The sequence below is a fragment of the Spiroplasma turonicum genome, assembly GCF_001262715.1.
Lineage (GTDB): Bacteria > Bacillota_I > Bacilli_A > Mycoplasmatales > Mycoplasmataceae > Spiroplasma_A > Spiroplasma_A turonicum.
This window is the reverse complement of the sequence record NZ_CP012328.1, coordinates 201,963-221,093: the sequence shown is the minus strand read 5'-3', so window position 1 is coordinate 221,093 and position 19,131 is coordinate 201,963. Positions and strand designations below refer to the sequence as shown.

Annotated in this window: 16 protein-coding genes and 1 tRNA gene; 2 read left to right on the top strand and 15 right to left on the bottom strand. The window is 25.4% G+C overall.

Features of this window, described 5'->3' with window-relative positions:
* Positions 1 to 10 precede the first annotated feature (10 nt).
* From phoU to STURON_RS01045, 12 genes are all read right to left on the bottom strand, one after another.
* A complete protein-coding gene (gene phoU, locus STURON_RS01095; protein WP_075048046.1) occupies positions 11 to 697 on the bottom strand; it encodes a phosphate signaling complex protein PhoU in 687 nt (228 codons plus the stop codon).
* A 19-nt stretch (positions 698 to 716) separates the two neighbouring features.
* The gene (pstB, locus tag STURON_RS01090; protein WP_082236217.1) at positions 717 to 1,598 is read right to left on the bottom strand and encodes a phosphate ABC transporter ATP-binding protein PstB; all 882 of its coding nucleotides are present in this window, start codon (positions 1,596 to 1,598) and stop codon (positions 717 to 719) included.
* 10 nt (positions 1,599 to 1,608) lie between these two features.
* Complete coding sequence (pstA, locus tag STURON_RS01085; protein WP_075048901.1) at positions 1,609 to 3,711, bottom strand: phosphate ABC transporter permease PstA; 2,103 nt, start codon at positions 3,709 to 3,711, stop codon at positions 1,609 to 1,611.
* Positions 3,712 to 3,739: 28 nt separating this feature from the next.
* The gene (gene ptsS, locus STURON_RS01080) at positions 3,740 to 4,903 is read right to left on the bottom strand and encodes a phosphate ABC transporter substrate-binding protein (RefSeq protein ID WP_075048045.1); all 1,164 of its coding nucleotides are present in this window, start codon (positions 4,901 to 4,903) and stop codon (positions 3,740 to 3,742) included.
* A gap of 23 nt (positions 4,904 to 4,926) precedes the next feature.
* Positions 4,927 to 7,878 (bottom strand): AAA family ATPase, encoded by a 2,952-nt coding sequence (locus STURON_RS01075; RefSeq protein WP_075048044.1) that lies wholly within the window; start codon positions 7,876 to 7,878, stop codon positions 4,927 to 4,929.
* A gap of 167 nt (positions 7,879 to 8,045) precedes the next feature.
* Positions 8,046 to 8,741, bottom strand: a complete 696-nt coding sequence (gene rnc, locus STURON_RS01070) for a ribonuclease III (protein ID WP_075048043.1) — start codon at positions 8,739 to 8,741, stop codon at positions 8,046 to 8,048.
* Positions 8,734 to 9,741: a phosphate acyltransferase PlsX gene (gene plsX, locus STURON_RS01065; RefSeq protein ID WP_075048042.1), complete on the bottom strand. Its 1,008-nt coding sequence runs from the start codon at positions 9,739 to 9,741 to the stop codon at positions 8,734 to 8,736. The genes rnc and plsX overlap by 8 nt, the downstream gene beginning before the upstream one ends.
* Before the next feature lie 66 nt (positions 9,742 to 9,807).
* Positions 9,808 to 10,014 carry a hypothetical protein gene (locus tag STURON_RS05680; RefSeq protein ID WP_144416172.1) on the bottom strand — a complete coding sequence of 69 codons (207 nt, stop codon included), beginning with the start codon at positions 10,012 to 10,014 and terminating at the stop codon, positions 9,808 to 9,810.
* Between the two features lie 34 nt (positions 10,015 to 10,048).
* Positions 10,049 to 13,870, bottom strand: coding sequence for an ABC transporter permease (locus STURON_RS01060; protein WP_075048041.1), 3,822 nt, complete (start codon positions 13,868 to 13,870; stop codon positions 10,049 to 10,051).
* A gap of 15 nt (positions 13,871 to 13,885) precedes the next feature.
* Complete coding sequence (gene msrA / locus STURON_RS01055; RefSeq protein ID WP_075048040.1) at positions 13,886 to 14,380, bottom strand: peptide-methionine (S)-S-oxide reductase MsrA; 495 nt, start codon at positions 14,378 to 14,380, stop codon at positions 13,886 to 13,888.
* Positions 14,381 to 14,408: 28 nt separating this feature from the next.
* Positions 14,409 to 16,052 (bottom strand): DAK2 domain-containing protein, encoded by a 1,644-nt coding sequence (locus STURON_RS01050; protein ID WP_075048039.1) that lies wholly within the window; start codon positions 16,050 to 16,052, stop codon positions 14,409 to 14,411.
* A gap of 56 nt (positions 16,053 to 16,108) precedes the next feature.
* Complete coding sequence (locus STURON_RS01045) at positions 16,109 to 16,408, bottom strand: hypothetical protein (RefSeq protein WP_201775734.1); 300 nt, start codon at positions 16,406 to 16,408, stop codon at positions 16,109 to 16,111.
* A gap of 203 nt (positions 16,409 to 16,611) precedes the next feature.
* Between STURON_RS01045 and rpmB the strand changes: the two genes are divergently transcribed.
* Together rpmB and STURON_RS01035 are read left to right on the top strand one after the other, a co-directional pair.
* Positions 16,612 to 16,815, top strand: coding sequence for a 50S ribosomal protein L28 (rpmB, locus tag STURON_RS01040; protein WP_075048037.1), 204 nt, complete (start codon positions 16,612 to 16,614; stop codon positions 16,813 to 16,815).
* 17 nt (positions 16,816 to 16,832) lie between these two features.
* Positions 16,833 to 16,915, top strand: a tRNA-Leu gene (locus STURON_RS01035).
* A gap of 34 nt (positions 16,916 to 16,949) precedes the next feature.
* On the opposite strand, the gene STURON_RS01030 is transcribed toward STURON_RS01035, so the two are convergent.
* Genes STURON_RS01030 through rsgA form a run of 3 tightly spaced genes read right to left on the bottom strand, consistent with a single transcriptional unit; the run spans position 16,950 to position 19,130 of the window.
* Complete coding sequence (locus STURON_RS01030; protein WP_075048036.1) at positions 16,950 to 17,570, bottom strand: thiamine diphosphokinase; 621 nt, start codon at positions 17,568 to 17,570, stop codon at positions 16,950 to 16,952.
* Positions 17,560 to 18,240 carry a ribulose-phosphate 3-epimerase gene (locus STURON_RS01025; protein WP_075048035.1) on the bottom strand — a complete coding sequence of 227 codons (681 nt, stop codon included), beginning with the start codon at positions 18,238 to 18,240 and terminating at the stop codon, positions 17,560 to 17,562. Before STURON_RS01025 ends, STURON_RS01030 begins: the two co-directional genes overlap by 11 nt.
* 2 nt (positions 18,241 to 18,242) lie before the next feature.
* The gene (gene rsgA, locus STURON_RS01020; protein ID WP_075048034.1) at positions 18,243 to 19,130 is read right to left on the bottom strand and encodes a ribosome small subunit-dependent GTPase A; all 888 of its coding nucleotides are present in this window, start codon (positions 19,128 to 19,130) and stop codon (positions 18,243 to 18,245) included.
* Position 19,131 lies beyond the last annotated feature (1 nt).

Here is a 19,131-nt window from a genome sequence, read left to right as displayed (position 1 = left end):
ACACAAAGGTTTATTTTTTTTCATTTTTTTTATTAATGTATTCTTGTAATTCTTCAAATTTACCTGTTCTAATAAATTGGACTGTTTCTTCAATATTTATAAGTTGTTCACTTGCTCTTTCTAAGTTTTTTAATTGTTTAACAATTGTTATAATTTTTTCAGCTTCATCTTTACTTTTAGAATTTAATATTTTTTCAGCTAATGTTTTATTAATTAAATTAAACTCGTCTGTTATTTTTTCTTCCACTTGAAGAACTTTTTGATGCTGATCTTCAGTATAATTTTCTACAAGATTTAAAATAATATTTAACATTTTATTTACAAGATCAAACATTTTTGATATTTGTTGAATTTCAATTGTTTCAGGTTTATATTTTAATGAGAAATAACATATATTTTTTGCAACGTCAGCTATTCTCTCAACTTCTCTACATATTAATACTCCTCCGACAGCTAATCTTAAATCACCTGCAACCATCTGTTGTTTTGCAATTTTTCAAAGAGCCATTCTTGTGAAGTTATTTTGCATATCATTTATTTTTATATCATTATTTATTACTTCTTGTGCTATTTCATAATTTTTTGTTTTTAATGATTCAAATGTATTCGCATATTGAGTTTTGGTAGATTCGATTATTGCTAGTAAATCTTTTTTTATAGTTTCTATATCTCTATCTAATATTTTATTGTATGACATAATAACCCTACCTTTCTTTCTAACCAAATCTACCTGAAATGTAGTCTTCAGTCTTTTTGTTTTTTGGATTTGTAAAAATCTTTTTAGTTCTATCGTATTCAATTAACTCACCATTTAAGAAAAATGCTGTATAGTCACTTACTCTTGTTGCTTGCGCCATTGAGTGAGTTACAATAACAATAGTGAAATCCTTCTTTAATTTTAATATTAACTCTTCAACTTTTAAAGTAGCAATTGGGTCTAAAGCACTAGTTGGTTCATCCATTAATAAAATTTTTGGCTTCATTGCAATTGCTCTTGCAATACATAATCTTTGTTGTTGTCCACCACTTAAACTTAGTGCAGAGTCTCTTAAATAATCTTTTACATCATCTCATAGAGCTGCTTTTTTAAGAGAATCTTCAACTATTTGATTAAGAGCATTTTTGTCTTTTACACCTTGATTCCTTGGTCCAAATGCAACATTATCATAAATTGAGATAGGGAATGGATTTGCCTTTTGAAATACCATCCCTACATTTGTTCTTAGTTGAACAACATCAACACCTTTTTCATAAATTTTAATGTCATTAACTTCTATTTGACCATCAAGATAAATGTTACCAACTAAATCATTCATTCTATTAATAGATCTAATTAAGGTTGATTTACCACACCCAGAAGGACCTATCAAAGCGACTACAGTATTTTCTTTTATACCCATATTAATATTTTTTAAAGCTTGTTTAGAATGATTATAATAGAAATTAAAATCCTTTATCTTTATAACTTCTTGTCTTTTATTAATTGGTGTATTTTGAACGATTTTAGAATAAATCTTATCTTCTGAAAGTTCTTTTAAAACTTCTTGATTTAATTCTTCATCAACAATAACTGTTTTATTTTCTTTTAACTTTGACATATATACTCCCTTAATTAGAGATGCTATTTTTTTTAGCATCTTTAATAATATCTTTAATAACTTTTTTTCTTATTTTACGGTTCTTATAATTTATTTTAATAGTTTTAAAGCTCAATGCTCTAATAAGTTTTTTAAATCTTCTTCTAATATTTTTATATAATTTAGCAAATCATTTTCTGTAATTAAATTTAAAAATAGACGAATAAATTCTTATTATTTTTTGTTTAAATGTAACTTTTTCAAAAAGTGGATCTAATTTATTACTAATATATCTACTTAGGAATATAAGACCTAAAACTAGAATTATGGTTACAAAAGCTATTTGGTATGCTACACCTAAAAGTTCTGCAGAACTTCCTTCTGATGCAAGCATATATATTTCAGTTGTTAATGTTGCTCCAGATGAGAAGAAACCATCAGTCGGCATTCTTACAGCAGTACCTAATGTAAGGTAAACTGGAGCAGATTCACCGATTATTCTAGATACTGATAGGATAATAGTTGTCATAAATCCTTTTAAAGCATTTGGCAATATAACTTTTATAACAACGCCAGTCTTAGACATACCTAAACCATATGCAGCTTCTTTATATAAAGTAGGTACTGAAGTTATCGAATCTTCAAATGAAGTAATCATCATAGGCATTATAACAATTGTCATTGTTAAACTTGCGGCAAAGATAGACATAGGTAATCCCATTGCAGTTACGAACAAACTTAATCCAAAAACTCCGAATACAATACTTGGAGTAGATGCTAGAACATTTATACAAAATCTTATTGTGCTTGCAAATTTACTATCTTTATGAGCATATTCTGCTAAATAAATTGCAATAAACATCGATAATGGAATTGCAAATATTATTGTAGAAACAATTAATAAAATTGTTGTTAGCAATAAAGCGAAAATTCCTGAACGTTGTCCACTTATTTCTACAAACGCTTTTGAATCAAAATTAACCAATCCTTTAGCAACGACTGTTATCAAAATCCATGATATAAATCCAATTATTATAGCCGTTGATGTAATCATAAAACCACGAAGTATTGTACTATGCACTTTTTTTGATAATCTAGATTCAGTATTTGTTTTTACAAGAACATCAAGTTTATGAGGGTCATAACTGTAGTTTTTATTATAATCTGATGAAGCAAACTTTTTATTTTTTTTATGCTTATTTCTTTTTCTATTTCCAATATTACCTATTGCAATAATTAAAAAGTTTATAAGAATAACAACAATGAATAATACTAATCCTATTGCATATAATGAAGACTCATGTGTTAATCCATTATTTTCTAACATTTCTAGACCAATGGTACCAGCTAATGTTTTAATTGATGAGAATAAAAATCCTGTTATCCCATCATCTACATTTAATCCCTTTGCAGAGTTACCTGCAATTAAAATTACAGCCATTGTCTCTCCAATTATTCTTGCAATACCAGTTATTATTGCAGTTATTATTTTGGGAGTTGCTGAAACAAGGATGACACTAAATGTGGTTCTTTCTTTTGTCATTCCAAGAGCAAGTGAAGCATATTTATGACCCACAGGAACTGCTTCAATTGCATTAATTGATAAAGCAATCATTGTTGGTAGAGCCATAAAAGACAAAGTTAAACTTGCGGTCATCATATTAGCACCTGTTGGTGCACCCATTCTTATAAACATAGGACCAATTTGATCTATTGCAAATAGCCCAAATACAACTGAAGGAATACCAGCTAATAGTTGAATAAATAAAATTACAAATTTTTTTAGTCGACCACTAAGATATTCACAGATAAATAAAGAACTAAATATTGTCAATGGTATGGCAAATAATAGTGATATTAATAACATCATTAATGTTGATAATATTATTCTTCCTATTCCATAACTAGCGTCACTAGCACCATCTTTACCAGGTGCTCAATCTCCAGAAAAAATAAATTTGAAGAATGAAAAATCTTTAAAGAAATTTACTGATTTATATAATATAAACGAGACTAAAATGGCTAATATAAATATAACAATTGTGGTCATAAATATTATCAAATTTTTAGAAGCTATATCTATTTTTTTTGATTTAGATTTATACCTTTTCATTGTTTTAATTTTTTCTTTCATACTTTTTTTCGAATCCTTACTTAAAGTTTTAAGCTTTAATGTCATTAATTACAAAATATTTAACTAATCCTTCTTTTTTAAAAGGATTGCTATCATCGTTAGCTTTGTATAAATAATTAAAGAAATTAAATATGTTGTTGAAGTCATTACTATTTAAATTAGTTATACATATAAAAGGCCTTTTAAATGTATAACCCTTATCATCATCTGCTTTAATAAATTCATCATTATTAATGTAATCATCTATTATGACCCACTGTTTTTTATCTTGATCAAATTTATAAGGTTGTTCACCTTCTGTTAATGGAGATGCTAGTTTTTTATTATCAATCCCTGATAAAAATATTCCACCATTATTATCCAAGTTTTGAATAAATCCATTTGAAATATAACCAAAACCTGTAGAAACTTTTATTTGTTCTATCATTGCACCATTTGAATTAACAACATTAGAACTAGGCATTTTTTTAATTTTAGTTAAATCAGAAAATGCACTTCTAGTACCTGAACCATCTTCTCTTGTATAAGTAGGTATTTTAATGTTTCCAATTTCAGTGTTGCTTTCATTTAATTTTTTTAAATTATCAATATCAACATCGTTTGTATAATCCATAAGAAGTCTGTTTGCCATTTCATATCAAGTCAATTCCCCTTCATATAATTTAGCAAGTAAGCTATTGTTATCTTTTAAATTAAAATTTACAAGATCGTTTATTGAAATATTATTGATTTTTTGCTGCCAATATGATGGTGAGTTAAAAATTATTCCTATAGCATCAAGTGCAAAGGTAATTGTTAAATAACTACTTTGCTTATCTAAATTTTTTTTATCTTCTAAATTTGTTTTAATATTTTCAAAAGCATTTTCATCCTCAATTTCTGTTTTTTCTAAATCTACAAAACTATTACCTTCAGACAATGTTTTATTTGTTGCATCTTTAGAAATAAATCCAGCTGCATACATTCCTTTTTCAACTCCACCGACTCCAGCTTGACTTCCAGTTGAATTATATACAAAATCAAGTCCTTCTTTAGAATCGCTGTATTCTTTTGTTGCAAGTTGCATAAATGGATTTACACTAGTGCTACCACCAATTACTATTGAGTTCTTTGGTGTAACAATAGTTCATACTCAAAATCCAACCATTATTATTAAAAAAGAGATAAGGAATATACTAATTTTTTTGCTCATTAAAATTATTCTCCTTTAAATAGTTAATTACTATTAGTAATTTTTTTAGCATCAACTAATTTAATTTGTACAATTTTTGTTATACCTTTTTGTTCCATAGTAGCTCCAAAAAGTTTATCACAATTTTCCATAGTACCAATTCTATGGGTTACAATTAAAAACTGTGTGTTATTAACAAAGGTTTTTATATATTTAGCAAACCTTTCTACATTAGCAATGTCTAGGGGTGCTTCTACTTCATCTAATATAACTAATGGAATTGGTCTAACTTTTAATATTGAAAACAGCACAGATAATGCTACCATTGATTTCTCACCACCACTAAGAAGGTTTAAGTTAGATATTTTTTTACCTGGTGGCGACAATTTAAGATCAATTCCAGTATTCAAAATGTCATTAGGTTCTGTGTATATTATAGAAGCAGTGCCTCCTCCAAATAACGTTGCAAAGGTTTCTGGTAAAACTTTATTTACATCACTTATAATTTTTTTAAATTGTTCAACCATTTGATGATCCATATCAACAATAGCGTCTTTTAAATTTTTAATTGATTCTGAAATTTCATTAGATTGAGATAAGTAGGTTTCATATCTTGAATTTTCATTTTCATACTCTTCAATTGAATCAATATTTACATTACCTAGTGAGTTAATTTTTGCTCTTAGTTCTTTAATTTTTTCTCTAACTACACTTTCATTTTCTATTATAGTTTCCTTTATTTTTAATGCGTTTTCTAACGTTAAATTATAATCTTGAGCCAATCTGTTTTTTGCATTAAACTCTTTTTCTTTCAATAAGTTTCTATCAGAATTAATTGTTAACATTTTTTCTTTTAGTACACTTAACATATTTCTGTCTACCTCAAGTTTTTTGAATAAATCATTTTGTTTTTGTGTACCTTGGTCTTTTAAAGAACGTATAACGTTTATGTCTTGTTCAATTTTTGCTTTATTATTATTTTCTAATGAAATTTGTTCCATTAACTTAATTAATTGCTCATCAACAGATTTAAATTCTACCTCATCATTTGTAAGGTCTTTACCAGTTAATATTCTAAATTCATTTTTAATTTTATTTAACTCTTTTTCTAAAGACTCAGAAGTTTTTTTTGAGGTGGCGATTGAAGCTTGTATTTCATTGTGATGTTCTCTTTGTATATCAATACTTTCAGAAAGAGAAACAATTTTACTTTGAAGGTTAATAACCTTTTCATTATTATGATCTTTTTCTTTCTGAAGTTCTTCTAATTTACTTGTGTCAAACAAATTAATGCTTTTATTTTTTTTACTTCCACCAACAATGGCTCCATAAGGAAGTATACGTTGTCCATCTAATGTTATGACATGAAACTTTGAATTAGTAATTTTTGATATATTCACTGCATTTTCAAAACTATCAACTATAAGATAATTAGATAATAAATAATCTAGTACTATTTTAAATTTTTTATCAATTATTGCTAATTCATTACCAAATCCAATAAAACCATTTGTTTTTTTGATGATAAATTTTGTTTCTTCATTAATATAATTTGCTCTTAAAGTATCTAGTGGTAAAAAAGTTGCGTATCCTCCATTATTTGATTTTAAAAACTCAATTGCTACTTTTACACTATTTGTATTTTTTACAATAATATTTTGCATATTATTTTGTAAAGCAGTTGATAAAGCAACTTCATGTTCAGGTTTAACTTTTATAAATTCTGAAACTGTTCCTTCAACACCAGGTAATATGTTTTTATTTTCCAAAACATTCTTTACACCATCAAATAGATTTTCTAATGAATTTTTTTTAGCAATCATATTTTCAATTTGTATTTCTAACTTTGAGATAACTTTACTTAAATATTCTTGTTCATTATTTAATTTATAACGTTCTGCCGAAAGATTGTCTAACAAAATTTTCTTTTCATGTTTTTCTTTAAGTAAACTTGCTAATCTACCTTCTTCTGAATCAATTTCAATTTCTAAACTCTTTGCTTTGTGTTTTATTTCAGAAACCTTGTATTCACTATCATCAATGTTTATATTTTCTTTTTTAGATTCTAAAGTTATTTTAGCAACTTTTAATTCACTTATTTTTTCAACTACCTTAGTAAACTCTTTATTTAATTTTGAAAGATCTTTATCATTTGATTCACTAGTATTTATTAATTGATTATATTCAATATTATTCTTATGAAATGTTTTTTGTAATAATTCCATTTCCGTTTTTAAATTAACTTTTTCATTTTCAAGTTCTTCAATTTTAGAACCATAAAATTTTATATCACTTAATAAAACTGAAACCTCTATTGATTTCAATTCATTAAAAGCTTCATTATATTCTATTGCTTTTTTAGATTGCTTTTTAAGACTTGGTAATTTACGTTCAATTTCATTTATTATGTCATTTATTCTGTCTAAGTTATCTTGTGTTCTAGAAAGTTTGCGTATCGCTTCATCTTTTCTTTTTTTGTATCGCGCTACACCAGCGGCTTCATCAAATAGTTTTCTTCTATCTTCAGGTTTTGATTCAACAAAATTACTTATAGAACCTTGTGATATTATTGCTAAACTTGATTTTGTAAGACCAGTTTCAAGTGCAACATCTTGAATATCTTTTAACCTAACACGCGAATTATTAATATAGTATTCAGATTCTTTAGTACTTCTAAAATACTTTCTTGTTATAGAAACTTCATTAAAATCCAATGAACTAAAGTTTCTATTAGAGTTATCAAATACAAGAGTCACTTCTGCTAAGTTTAAAGCTTTTCTTTCACTACTTCCAGAAAATACAATGTCTTCCATTGAATCTCCACGAAGTGTTTTGTAAGATTGTTCACCCAATGCTCACATAATTGCATCATTAATATTAGATTTACCACTACCATTAGGTCCAACAATTCCTGTCATAGAATAGTCAAAATCCAATTTAATTTCTTCAGCAAAAGACTTAAAGCCAATAGCATCAATTCTTTTTAAAAATATCATTTTAACCTCTTGTATTTGTATGTAGCCATCCTACACAACTGGTTTTATTATAAACTAATATATTTAAAATTTTAAAAAAAATAAAATTTATAAATAATATATTTTTTAGAACTTATTCTATAAAGTAAAAAACATATTCTATTATTGGCAGAATACGTTCATACTTACTATTTAAATGTTTTTTTAATTTTTGATAAAGCATCTTTAGCAGCTAACTGTTCAGCTCTTTTCTTGCTAGTCCCTTTACCTACTCCATACAACATATTATCTATCATAACTTGGACAACAAAGTTAATTTGATTTTTATCATCTTTTTCTTGAGAAATACTTTTATATATCAAATCACTTCTCATTTCTAATTGTATTAATTCTTGAAGTTCAGATTTATAATCAGTAGTTTCTTCAATTAAAGATTCTATAGCTAAATTATCAAACAATGTCTTTTTTAATCATTTGTCAGTTAAATAACTATCTAAATCTAAGTAAATTGCTGCAGTGAAAGATTCAAATACATCTGCTAAAATTGAGTCCTTATCATAACCTTTTGAATCTAGTTCACCAATACCAAGTCTAATAATACTACCTAGTTTTATAGTTCTAGCCACTTTTGCAAGCGATTCTTCTCTTACTATAGAACTTCTTATCTTAGTTAATATACCTTCATTAGCTTTTGGAAAGTTTTTATACAAAAACTCACTAACTTTTTGTTGTATTATCGCGTCACCTAAAAACTCTAGCCTTTGATAATTTTTTGAAAGTCTATTTTCGTTTGAAAATGAGTTATGTGTTAGTGCTTCTTCATAATAACTTTTATCTTTTAATTTAATGTCAAATTTATTTAAAAAGTTTTTTATATTATTCATTAAGAAGTGCTTCCTTTAATCTAATTACAACATTATTTACAATAGCATTGTAAGTCATCTTCAATGTAGCATAAAAAGATCTTTTATCACTTGAACCATGTGACTTAAAAGCAATTTTATTTAAGCCTATTAACAGAGCTCCAGCATGATTTTTATAATCAAATTTTGCAGCAACTTCTTTAAAGGCTTTTCTAAGTCTAAGTGCAGCAAGTTTTCTAAACAAATTTTTTGTAACTGAAGACTTTATTTCATTCAAAAGGTTTTTAGCCATACCTTCTGCTGCTTTTAATGCAATGTTTCCAGTATATCCATCAGTAACTACAACATCTACAAAACCTGAAGTGACATACCTTGGCTCAATATTTCCAAAAAAGTTGATTCTTTCAGAGTCTTCAAGTAATTTATAAGTTTCTCTATGTAGTTCAAGTCCTTTTGACTTTTCTTCACCAACATTTAATAGTCCAATTAGCGGTTTTTCAATCTTATTAATTAATTTAGAATATTCACCCGCCATGATTGCAAATGTCTTTAAATCTTTTGGTGTACATTCAAGATTTGCTCCAACATCAAGTAATAATGTAACTTTGTTAGATACAATTGTAGGAATAACTGGCATGAATGCAGGTCTATCAACTCCTTGAATTTCCTTTATTATAAAATGACAAGCTGCAATATATGGTGCTGTTGCTCCTCCTGTAACAACTGCATTAGCTTTATCTTCATTAACAAGTTCAATCGCCTTAGTCATACTTGAATCTTTTTTTCTTCTAAAATCTAAAATACTATCTGTCATATTGATTATTTCAGTTGTATTAAAAAATTCTACTCTATCATTGTCATACTTAAGTTTTTTTAAATACTTTTTTATTTCTTCTTGGTTACCTACAAAGATTATCTTTAAGTCATTAAACTCATTTAAAACTTGACAAGCCGCTTCCAAAGCAGGTGGTATACCTTTGTCTGAACCCATTACATCAAAAGCAATTGTTTTATATTCCATATTATTTTCTCCACTAGTAATTATTTTAATATATATGAATAAAAAAACAATGTAAACATTGCTTTTTTATTTTTTATATTTTTCTTTATTTTCTTTTTGTCTTGCACTACCCTCAGAGCAACAAGGACATTTTTTTTCATAACATACTATGCAACTAATACATTTCATACAACTCTTACAACCATGATAAGAACCACTGCAAACTCTACAAGTATAGCAATTGTGGGCTCCTCCAGGGCAACATTCATTTGAACTGTTATTTGCTAAAGGCATAATCCCATCTCCTTTTAAATATTTTACATAATTATTATGTTAATAACAATGTTAAAGGTTTTTTTCTTATTTGTATTGTGGCTGTCATTCAACCTATATAGAGTATAGAGCCTAGTATTATTCCAGAGACAAATGGTAATCAAATTAAAGTTGGTATAGTAACAACTACTTTAAAGCTATTTCATACAATTGATTGAATTATAGACCATGTTAATAATGATAAGCCATAACCTATTAAAAAACCTATAAAAGAAAATATAATATATCTACCTAATATTATTCAATTAATTTTTTTATTTGTGTAACCTAATGAACGCATAACAGTTATTATGTTTATTGCATCATTTATTATTACGTTAATTAAAACAATTAAAAGAATTGTAAGTAAAATTACATCTATGATTATATATGTTAACATTGCTTTTTCCACTTCACCTAATATTGAATTAATTAATTCTTTAAGTATAGGAAATGTAACAACTCCAGGATTAATAAAAAACTGTGTATCAAAAGGTTTCAATAAATATTTTTCGTTCAAATACTTAGATATATTTTTTAAAGTAATATTGGCATTTTCAGAATTTGCAATGTTATTAATGTATAAATCTAAATTAGTTGCTAATCATGGTCTAGAAGGTGTTGATGCATACGAAAATAAATCTCTTTTATTTCTAAATGTATCAATTGATTTTCTAATATCAGTTATATCTATTTCCCCTTCACTTGCCTCTTTAGTACTATATAAATTAGTAAATACAGGGCTTGATGTTGAAATATTTTTTGCAATTTTACTCATTGCTGCATCATAATCTAAATAAACTTCTTGCAATAAAGTGTTATCACTTATAATGCCAGCAATTCTAATTTTCTGTTTAAATGTTGTGTTTCCAATATTAATAATAAACTTATCATTTACATTAAGGTTCAATAATTTTGCAAGTCTAAATGATATTAATCCATTTATATAGTCATCATTTAATTCAGATAATGATTCAAATGAACTATTAGAAATAGAATTAAAATTAAAAATGTTTTTAGGATCACCATATTCTTTTGAACTTTTAAACATTACAACATTTGATTCACTTAAATCAATATCTTGATTGTCTTCTACAAAAAACTTTAAATTATAAGTTAACAATTCTTTTGTTTTATCAAATAAAACTTTATTAGCAGATATAAATGGATTGACTTTGTCTTCTGAAATTAAGAAAGTTGAAATTCAATCTTTAAGTGATGTGCTAATAGTGGGTTTTGTATTATCAGCTTCTAAAGAGCTTAAAACTTGTTGACCAAAATCTAAATCATTATTATAATTTCTAGCAACTTCTTTAAAACTTTCAAGATCATTACAATCTCCAGAATATCCTGGAATAGATACACAAACATATTTTGCAATGTCATTTACATATATACCAGAGTTTTTATTTTCATTAATTGGTTTTATATTTAAAATATTTGGTTTCTTCATCATATCATCAATTATTTTCTTTAATTCTTCTTCATTAGAACTACTACTTATTAATTTTCAAATGTTATTTTGAACTCAAGTCTTAATATCAATTTCATCATTATTCTCCAATGGATATAACAAAAATGTTAAATTGCTAATAATTGGTATTAAACTTTTTATTTGTTCAATTTCATTTGATTTTAAAATTTCATTTCTGTAATCTGAAATATTATTAATAAGATTAGTTATATTTTTAGAGTATATAATTTCATTTTCTATGTAATTTTCATTTTCTGAAATGTCACTATAATTTATTTGATAATTAGGTTTTATATTATTTTTCATCAGTCCATTGTCAGAATATTTTAAATTATTAATAGAATTAAAATTATAATAATGATTAACTTCTTTAGAATATATATTGTAGCCAGATTCAAACATATTTTTTAAAATAGGCAGTGCTCTTAATTGCATTGTAAATAGAAATGAACTGATGCCAAATAAAGAAATAATTAGGATAAATTTCCCTTTATTATCATTAACAAAAGCATTTTGCAATCTATATGTAAATAAACGATTATGCTTTTTGGATGACTTTAAAATTAAGTGATTTATTAATGTAAATAATAAAGTTGGAAAGAAAATTATTTGTATAACAATAATTAAATAATTTCTTTTATTTCTTTTTGTTTGAGTGTTTATTAAGTCTAAAGCTTTTACATTAAGTACTCTATAAATTATAAAATACGCAAACAATGAAAATATTAAAGGAATTATTAAAAGTAAAAAAGTCAAGAAAATATAATCATGATAAATGTAATCAAAATCAATTGTAACTGATGATTTAAATTGCTTTTCAGCTGAATCAATCTGAAATGGTATTGATAAAAAATAACCTAATAAGAAAGATATAAACATAGACACAAAGTTTTTTAAAGCAAAAATTCATGTCAATTGACTTGTTTTGTATCCTAATGCTTTAAAAACTCCAAGTTGATTTCTTGTGTTTGATATTTCTTTTTTTAATATAAAAATAACAAAACTAAAACCTAGTATAAATAAAATTATACCAATTACTAAATAAATATAGGTCATTATAAAAAGATTGTTTAATGCTTTTATATTAGTATGTTCACTTATATCCTTGAAAGAATTTACACCAACACTAAAAATATTTTGATTACTATTTCCAGTTTCATCATTTGGTTTAGCATTGTCAATATTTGATCATAAAATAGAATTAACATTTAATTCCTTATCTCTAAATTTTAAATAATTTTCAAAATTATATATGAATATACTTCCATTTTGCCTAGAACTTATAAAATTATTTGTAAGAAACATATTTTTAAAAGAATATTGGTCTGATGATTCATAAAAATAACTGTTTTTTAAATATACTTGAAAGTAATTATCAATTGAAGTACGTAGCTGAGAAAACTTAGTTGGAGAAATTGTAGAATATTTAGAGCCAATACCGACAACTTTAAACTCTTTATTTTTAATTATTATCTTGTCATTAATATTTATATTTTTTAATTTAGAATATCTATCATTTATTACAACTTCTTGGTTGTTTTGTGGTAATCTACTGTTTTTGTCACTGAAAACTAAATTATTTAGATCAATATTATCATTTTCCAAACTTGTAGCTGAAGTTAACAATATTTGATAAAACTCTTTACTTGTATTTGGTTTGGATTCATTAAAAACAACAGACATAAATGTTGATACATCGACATCATTTTGATTAATACCTTGTAAAATTTGATAAATTATATAATCTTCAACTGATCTTGTTGATCAATTATTGTAATTTAATCAGCTTCCATTATTTGTAAATATGTCTTTAACAATAATTGGTTGTATCTGACTACCATCAGCAATGGTTAGTGATTTATCATCGCCATACAAATAAAATGCATCAATTAAACTTCTTGCAAAATCAATTTTAGCTGATTTTACATATTCTTTTTCACATTTATCTTTTTCTTCATTGTTTGAAGATTCTCCACAAAAATCTTTTGCATCATTTTTGCTCACATAGTCTGTATATTCATCAATTTTGCTAAGAGCTTCTTTTGAAAATCAACCATCAGTTGGTGTTTTAATGTTTATAGTGCCAATTGGTGAGTTGATTGAAATGTTTTTATCACTATTTTTATCAAAATTTATAAAGTATTTATCAATAAAATAATTTGTTAATGCTGGTATTGACTGTCTTTGTTGATTTCAAAGATTTGTTTGAGATTTTATACCATCAGTTTTAGTTGTCATTTGCAAAGGTATGGCTAACATTCCTATTACAAGCATAGTAAAAATTGTCAAAAAAACTACTACTCCAATTGTTTCGACTCATAATTTTAAAAATAATTTAAAGTATGATTTAGATATATTTTTCATAATTTTTCTCTTTAACTAGTCATCGGCAAGGTCTAAATTTATATGACAATATCCATATGGATTTTTTTCAAGATATTTTTGATGATACTCTTCTGCACTAATATAGTTTTTAAGATAATCAACTTTTGTTTCAATTTTATTTTTATAATTTATTTGCATTTTTTCAATAAAGTTATTGATGATATTTTTAAAACTTTGTTCATCGCTTTGATGAAAAAAAATTGCAGACTGATATTGCGTTCCAAAATCATTACCTTGTTGATTGACTAATGTTGGGTCTATTATTTTAAAAAACTTTTCCAGTATTTTTTCTAAGCTAATAATATTCTCATCAAATGTAATTTTACAAACTTCAATAAATTCAGTATTACCTTTACAAACTTCCTCGTAAGTAACTTCATCTAATAAACCATTAGCATATCCAACATCTGTTTTTTCAACACCTTTTATTTTATCAAAAAAGGCCTGTGTACCCCAAAAACAACCAGCACCTAAAATTATTTCTTTCATTATATTCTTCTTTCTTAATTATGATTAATTACTCAATTCCGATGATAAATAAGTAAACTTCTTGACCACCTTCAATTAATTCATACTCTACATCAAAATTTTCATCTAGATATTTTCGCAAATTACTAATATCTTTAAATGTTGCATCAGCACCAGTAAATATTGTTATTATTTCAGTTTTTGAATTTATATTTTTAGATAAAACTTTTACAATTGTTTCATTTAAACTTTCAGATGCAGCAAAAACTTTTCTATTAACAGATGACATATATTGATTTTCTTTTATATCAACATTGTCAATCTTAGCATCTCGAGCAGCCTTATTTATAGAGATTGAAGTAACATTTTTTAAAGCTTTATTAATTGATGATTCATTTTTTTTAGGGCTTTCATCTGGGTCTAAATTTAAGTATGCAGTTATACCTTCTGGAATTGTTGTAGTTTCAATAACAACAACTTTTGAAAGTTTTTCTAAATCCTTAGCTTGTTTGGCTGCCAATAAAACATTTGAATCATTTGGAAAAATGTATACTGTTTTTGCATCAACTTTTTCGATTGCTTCTAAAAAGTCATTGGTGGATGGATTCATTTTCGCTCCACCATCAATTACATAATCAACACTAAGTTGCTCTTTTAGATAATCAGCAATACCTTTGGATCTTGCAACAGAAATTGTTGCAACATCATTTTTTAAAGTTCTTTTTTTATCTTTATCATTTATAATAGAATCTTTTTTCCCATTTGCAGTAGTATGTTTTTCTGCTTGTAAGTTCATATTTTCAACCTTTATAGATTTAAATTCTCCATATTGTTGAAGATAAGTTAAAACTTGGCCAGGCATTAGAGCATGTGTGTGAATTTTTAATATATCTGAATCTGTAACTGCCACTATTGAAGTATTTCCATAACCTTCTAATGTATTTCTTACTATATCAACATTTAAATTATCAATATAATCTCCCATTAAATTAACAATTGCTTCAGTACAGTAACCAAACTCATCAATACTATCAACTTCGATGTTGTTACCAAGATTTTCTTCAAGTTTTTTTAATTTGCTAACTATTTTACCAGTTCTGACATATTTTTCCATACCTTCAAAAAATTTTAATAACCCATAACCACCACTATCAACTACACCAACTTCTTTTAAAACAGGAAGAAGTTCAGGGGTATTATCTAATGATTTTTTTGAAGATTTAATAATAAAGTCTCAAAGTTCTTTTTGATCAATATCGTCATTTAAATTGTTTAAATCTTCACTGGTTTCTCTAATAACAGTAAGTATAGTTCCTTCAACTGGTTTCATAACAGCACTATATGCTACTTCCTTAGCATTTTTAAATGCTAATTTTCAAGATTTAGTTGAAAGAGAATCATCTAACTTAAGACCATTTGCGAATCCTTTTACTATTTGTGAAAAAATTACTCCCGAATTACCTCGTGCACCCATAATTAATCCTCTTGAGAATTTAGACATTAAATCAGAAACTGAATCATAATTATCATTTTCAATTTCTGACAAACCATTTGTACAAGTCAAATTCATATTAGTTCCCGTATCACCATCTGGTACAGGAAATACATTTAGCTTATCTATTTTTGGATAATTATTGTAAACATTATTAACACCACTTGTTAACATATTTTTTAAAAATTGTAATTGTTTCATATTTTCCACTTTCTATAAAAATAATATAAAAAATAATAATTTAAAAAAATAAAGAATTAATTTAAATCATCAACTACTACATCGATTATAAAGTTTACTTTAAAACTGTAATTTCTTTCAAGTTCATACTTTAATCTTGATTGTGCTTCGATCAATACATCCTTTATATTAACTCCATTAATTAAAACAAGATGTAATTTAACTTTATAAATGTTTTCAAATTTGGAAATCTCTACCGCTTTTAAAACATCATCGGTAGAAATATCATATGAATCAACCGTATAATTAGCAAGCGAAGAAATGCCAGGAATTGTATATATAGTGTTTTTTATTGTATCAATAATATCTTTTTCCAAAACTATATCTCCTATTAATTGTAAATTGTTACATTTAAAAATTAAATTTATTGTACAAAGATATTTTACCCCAATAACAAATATATTAAAATAAATTTTATTAAGTTTTTTAATTAATTATATTAATTTTGTAGAATAATGTATAATTATATTGCTCGTAAATTTTATAAAGATTAATAGATTAAGACTTAGAGGTGATTAATATGGCAAGAAAAGATTCATTAACTGGTAAGGGTCCAATGTTTAGTAATTCAAGATCACATGCTATGAATGCTAACAAGAAAAAATGAAACCTAAACCTACAAAAAGTTAAACTTATTGATGAAAATGGAAAACTTATTACTACAAAAGTTTCTGCAAGAACTTTAAGAACTTTGAAAAAAAATAGTCAATTAGTAAATAATTAAATTATTTATTTAATTTTGCCCTCTTGGCGGAATTGGTAGACGCAGCAGACTCAAAATCTGCCGAGAAATCATGTCGGTTCGAGTCCGACAGAGGGCACCATAAAAGAAATTAATCTAGCTTATGCTAGATTTTTTTATTTTGTAAACATTACCATTAGTTCATTATTTGAAATAATTTCTGCATCTTGTTCGTTTTTTAATTCGTTAGAAAAAGCATTTGAACTAAAAGCAGCTAAATTATAATCCTTGACAGAATACTTCATATTTTTTAAAGTTATAATAGAATCCTTTAAAGCAAATAATGATAAATAATTAAAACTATCAAATTTTTTATATTCAAGATTTGTAATACCGCTATCAATTTTAAAAACAACTGAATCATCATTTAAAATTTTTACATTATATTTATATACTAATTCTATAATTGATAAGTTAAAATCAACTCTTTTTGAAGGCTTAACAATAAATAGTATTTCATTAACTTTCAAGTTATTATTTACGTATTCAATAGCCGCCACACCATCTAAAGTATCTTTTTCTGCTTTTAATTTAAATATATTTTTACACTTACTATTTATAACTTCAAACTCTTTTTTAGTAACACTATCAAAATCAGATATTGCATAATCTATGTTGACATTTTTTTCTATTAAATCTAAACAACCTCTTTCAACACCAACAATATAATATTTATCTTTTAAAACGGATATATTAATATTTGTCTCAGAACAAACTATTAACGCCTTAGTTTTCAATTAGTTCAACTCTTTCTTTTAATTCTAATATTGATAATTTATCATTAACTAAAAAGCTTCCTGCAACAAAGAAATCAACTCCTGCATTTTTTGCTTTTATACAAGTCAATTCATTTATCCCACCATCAATTTGCAATCTAAATTTATAATTATTTTTATTTCTTATATTTACTAATTTTTTTACTTTTTCTAAAGTATTCTCAATAAATGTTTGACCTCCGAAACCTGGTTGGACACTCATTATTAATACATTATCAAGTTGTGGTAAATATTCACATAAAATATCAACTTCTGTATTGGGGTTTATAGCTAATGAAAACTCTATAGAATGATCTTTACAATAGTTCCTGATATCATTAATATTTTTTTGAGTTAAAGATTCAATATGAAAAGTTATTTGTTTTAATTTATCACTATAAAATGAGTTTAAATAAGATTCGACACTCCATTTATCATCTAATCTAACCATAAAATGAATATCAATATTAAAGTCATAATTATCTGTAATATCTTTTAATAATTTTGTTCCAAAAGATAAATTAGGTACAAAATTATAATCCATAACATCATAATGAATTCATTTGACATTAGATTCCAATAATTTATTTAAATCTTTTTTTAGTTCTAAAAAATTTGCTGTTAAAATACTTGCTGCAACTTCTCTTTTCATAGTTAGCCTCTCTTAAGTGTGTTTTTAATTTCCATTTGTATTTTTACATAATCATTATAAATAAATTCAGGAATTTTGTTATTTTTATACTGATTTATGACTTCACAATTAGGAGTATTTATATGAATACAATCATAAAACTTGCACTTATCTACAAATTTCTCGAATACTTTTATTTTTTTTGCTAAATCTATAGGATTTATTTCTTTTATTTGAAACGATGAAAATCCTGGTGAATCAGCAATTAATCCTCCCTTGTATATAAAAAGTTCATTTTTAGTGGTGGTGTGTTTACCTCTATTTAATGATTTTGATATTTCCTGAGTTTTTTCAAATAAATTAGGAATCAGATTATTTAAAGTTGTGGACTTTCCAGCACCTGTCTGACCAGTAAATACTGAAACTTTGTCTTTAACGACTTCTTCAAGGGTATGAAAATCAATATCAACTTTATTGATATTACTAATAAAAATTGATTTATAACCTAGTTTATAATATTCTAATGCTTTTTTATAATTTTCATCAGTTTTAGTTAATAAATCAGTTTTTGTAAACAATAATACTGGTTCTAATTTTATAGTTTCAATAAAAAATAAGTATTTATTTAAGGTAAGTGTGTTTAGGTTAGGTTCTTTTAAAGATGTTACAATAATGACTTGATTAATATTTGCAATTTTAGGTCTATACAATTCATTTTTTCTTTCTTTAATTGATAGTATTAATCCAGTTTTTTCTTCTTCATTTAATATTTCAAACTCTACTAAATCGCCAGTTATTGGAGTTTTTTTGTTGTGTCTTAGATTTCCTTTTGAATTACATATGTATATTTTTTCTTTATATAAAACATACACAAATTCACTTAATATTTTTAAAGTAATACCTGTATTCATA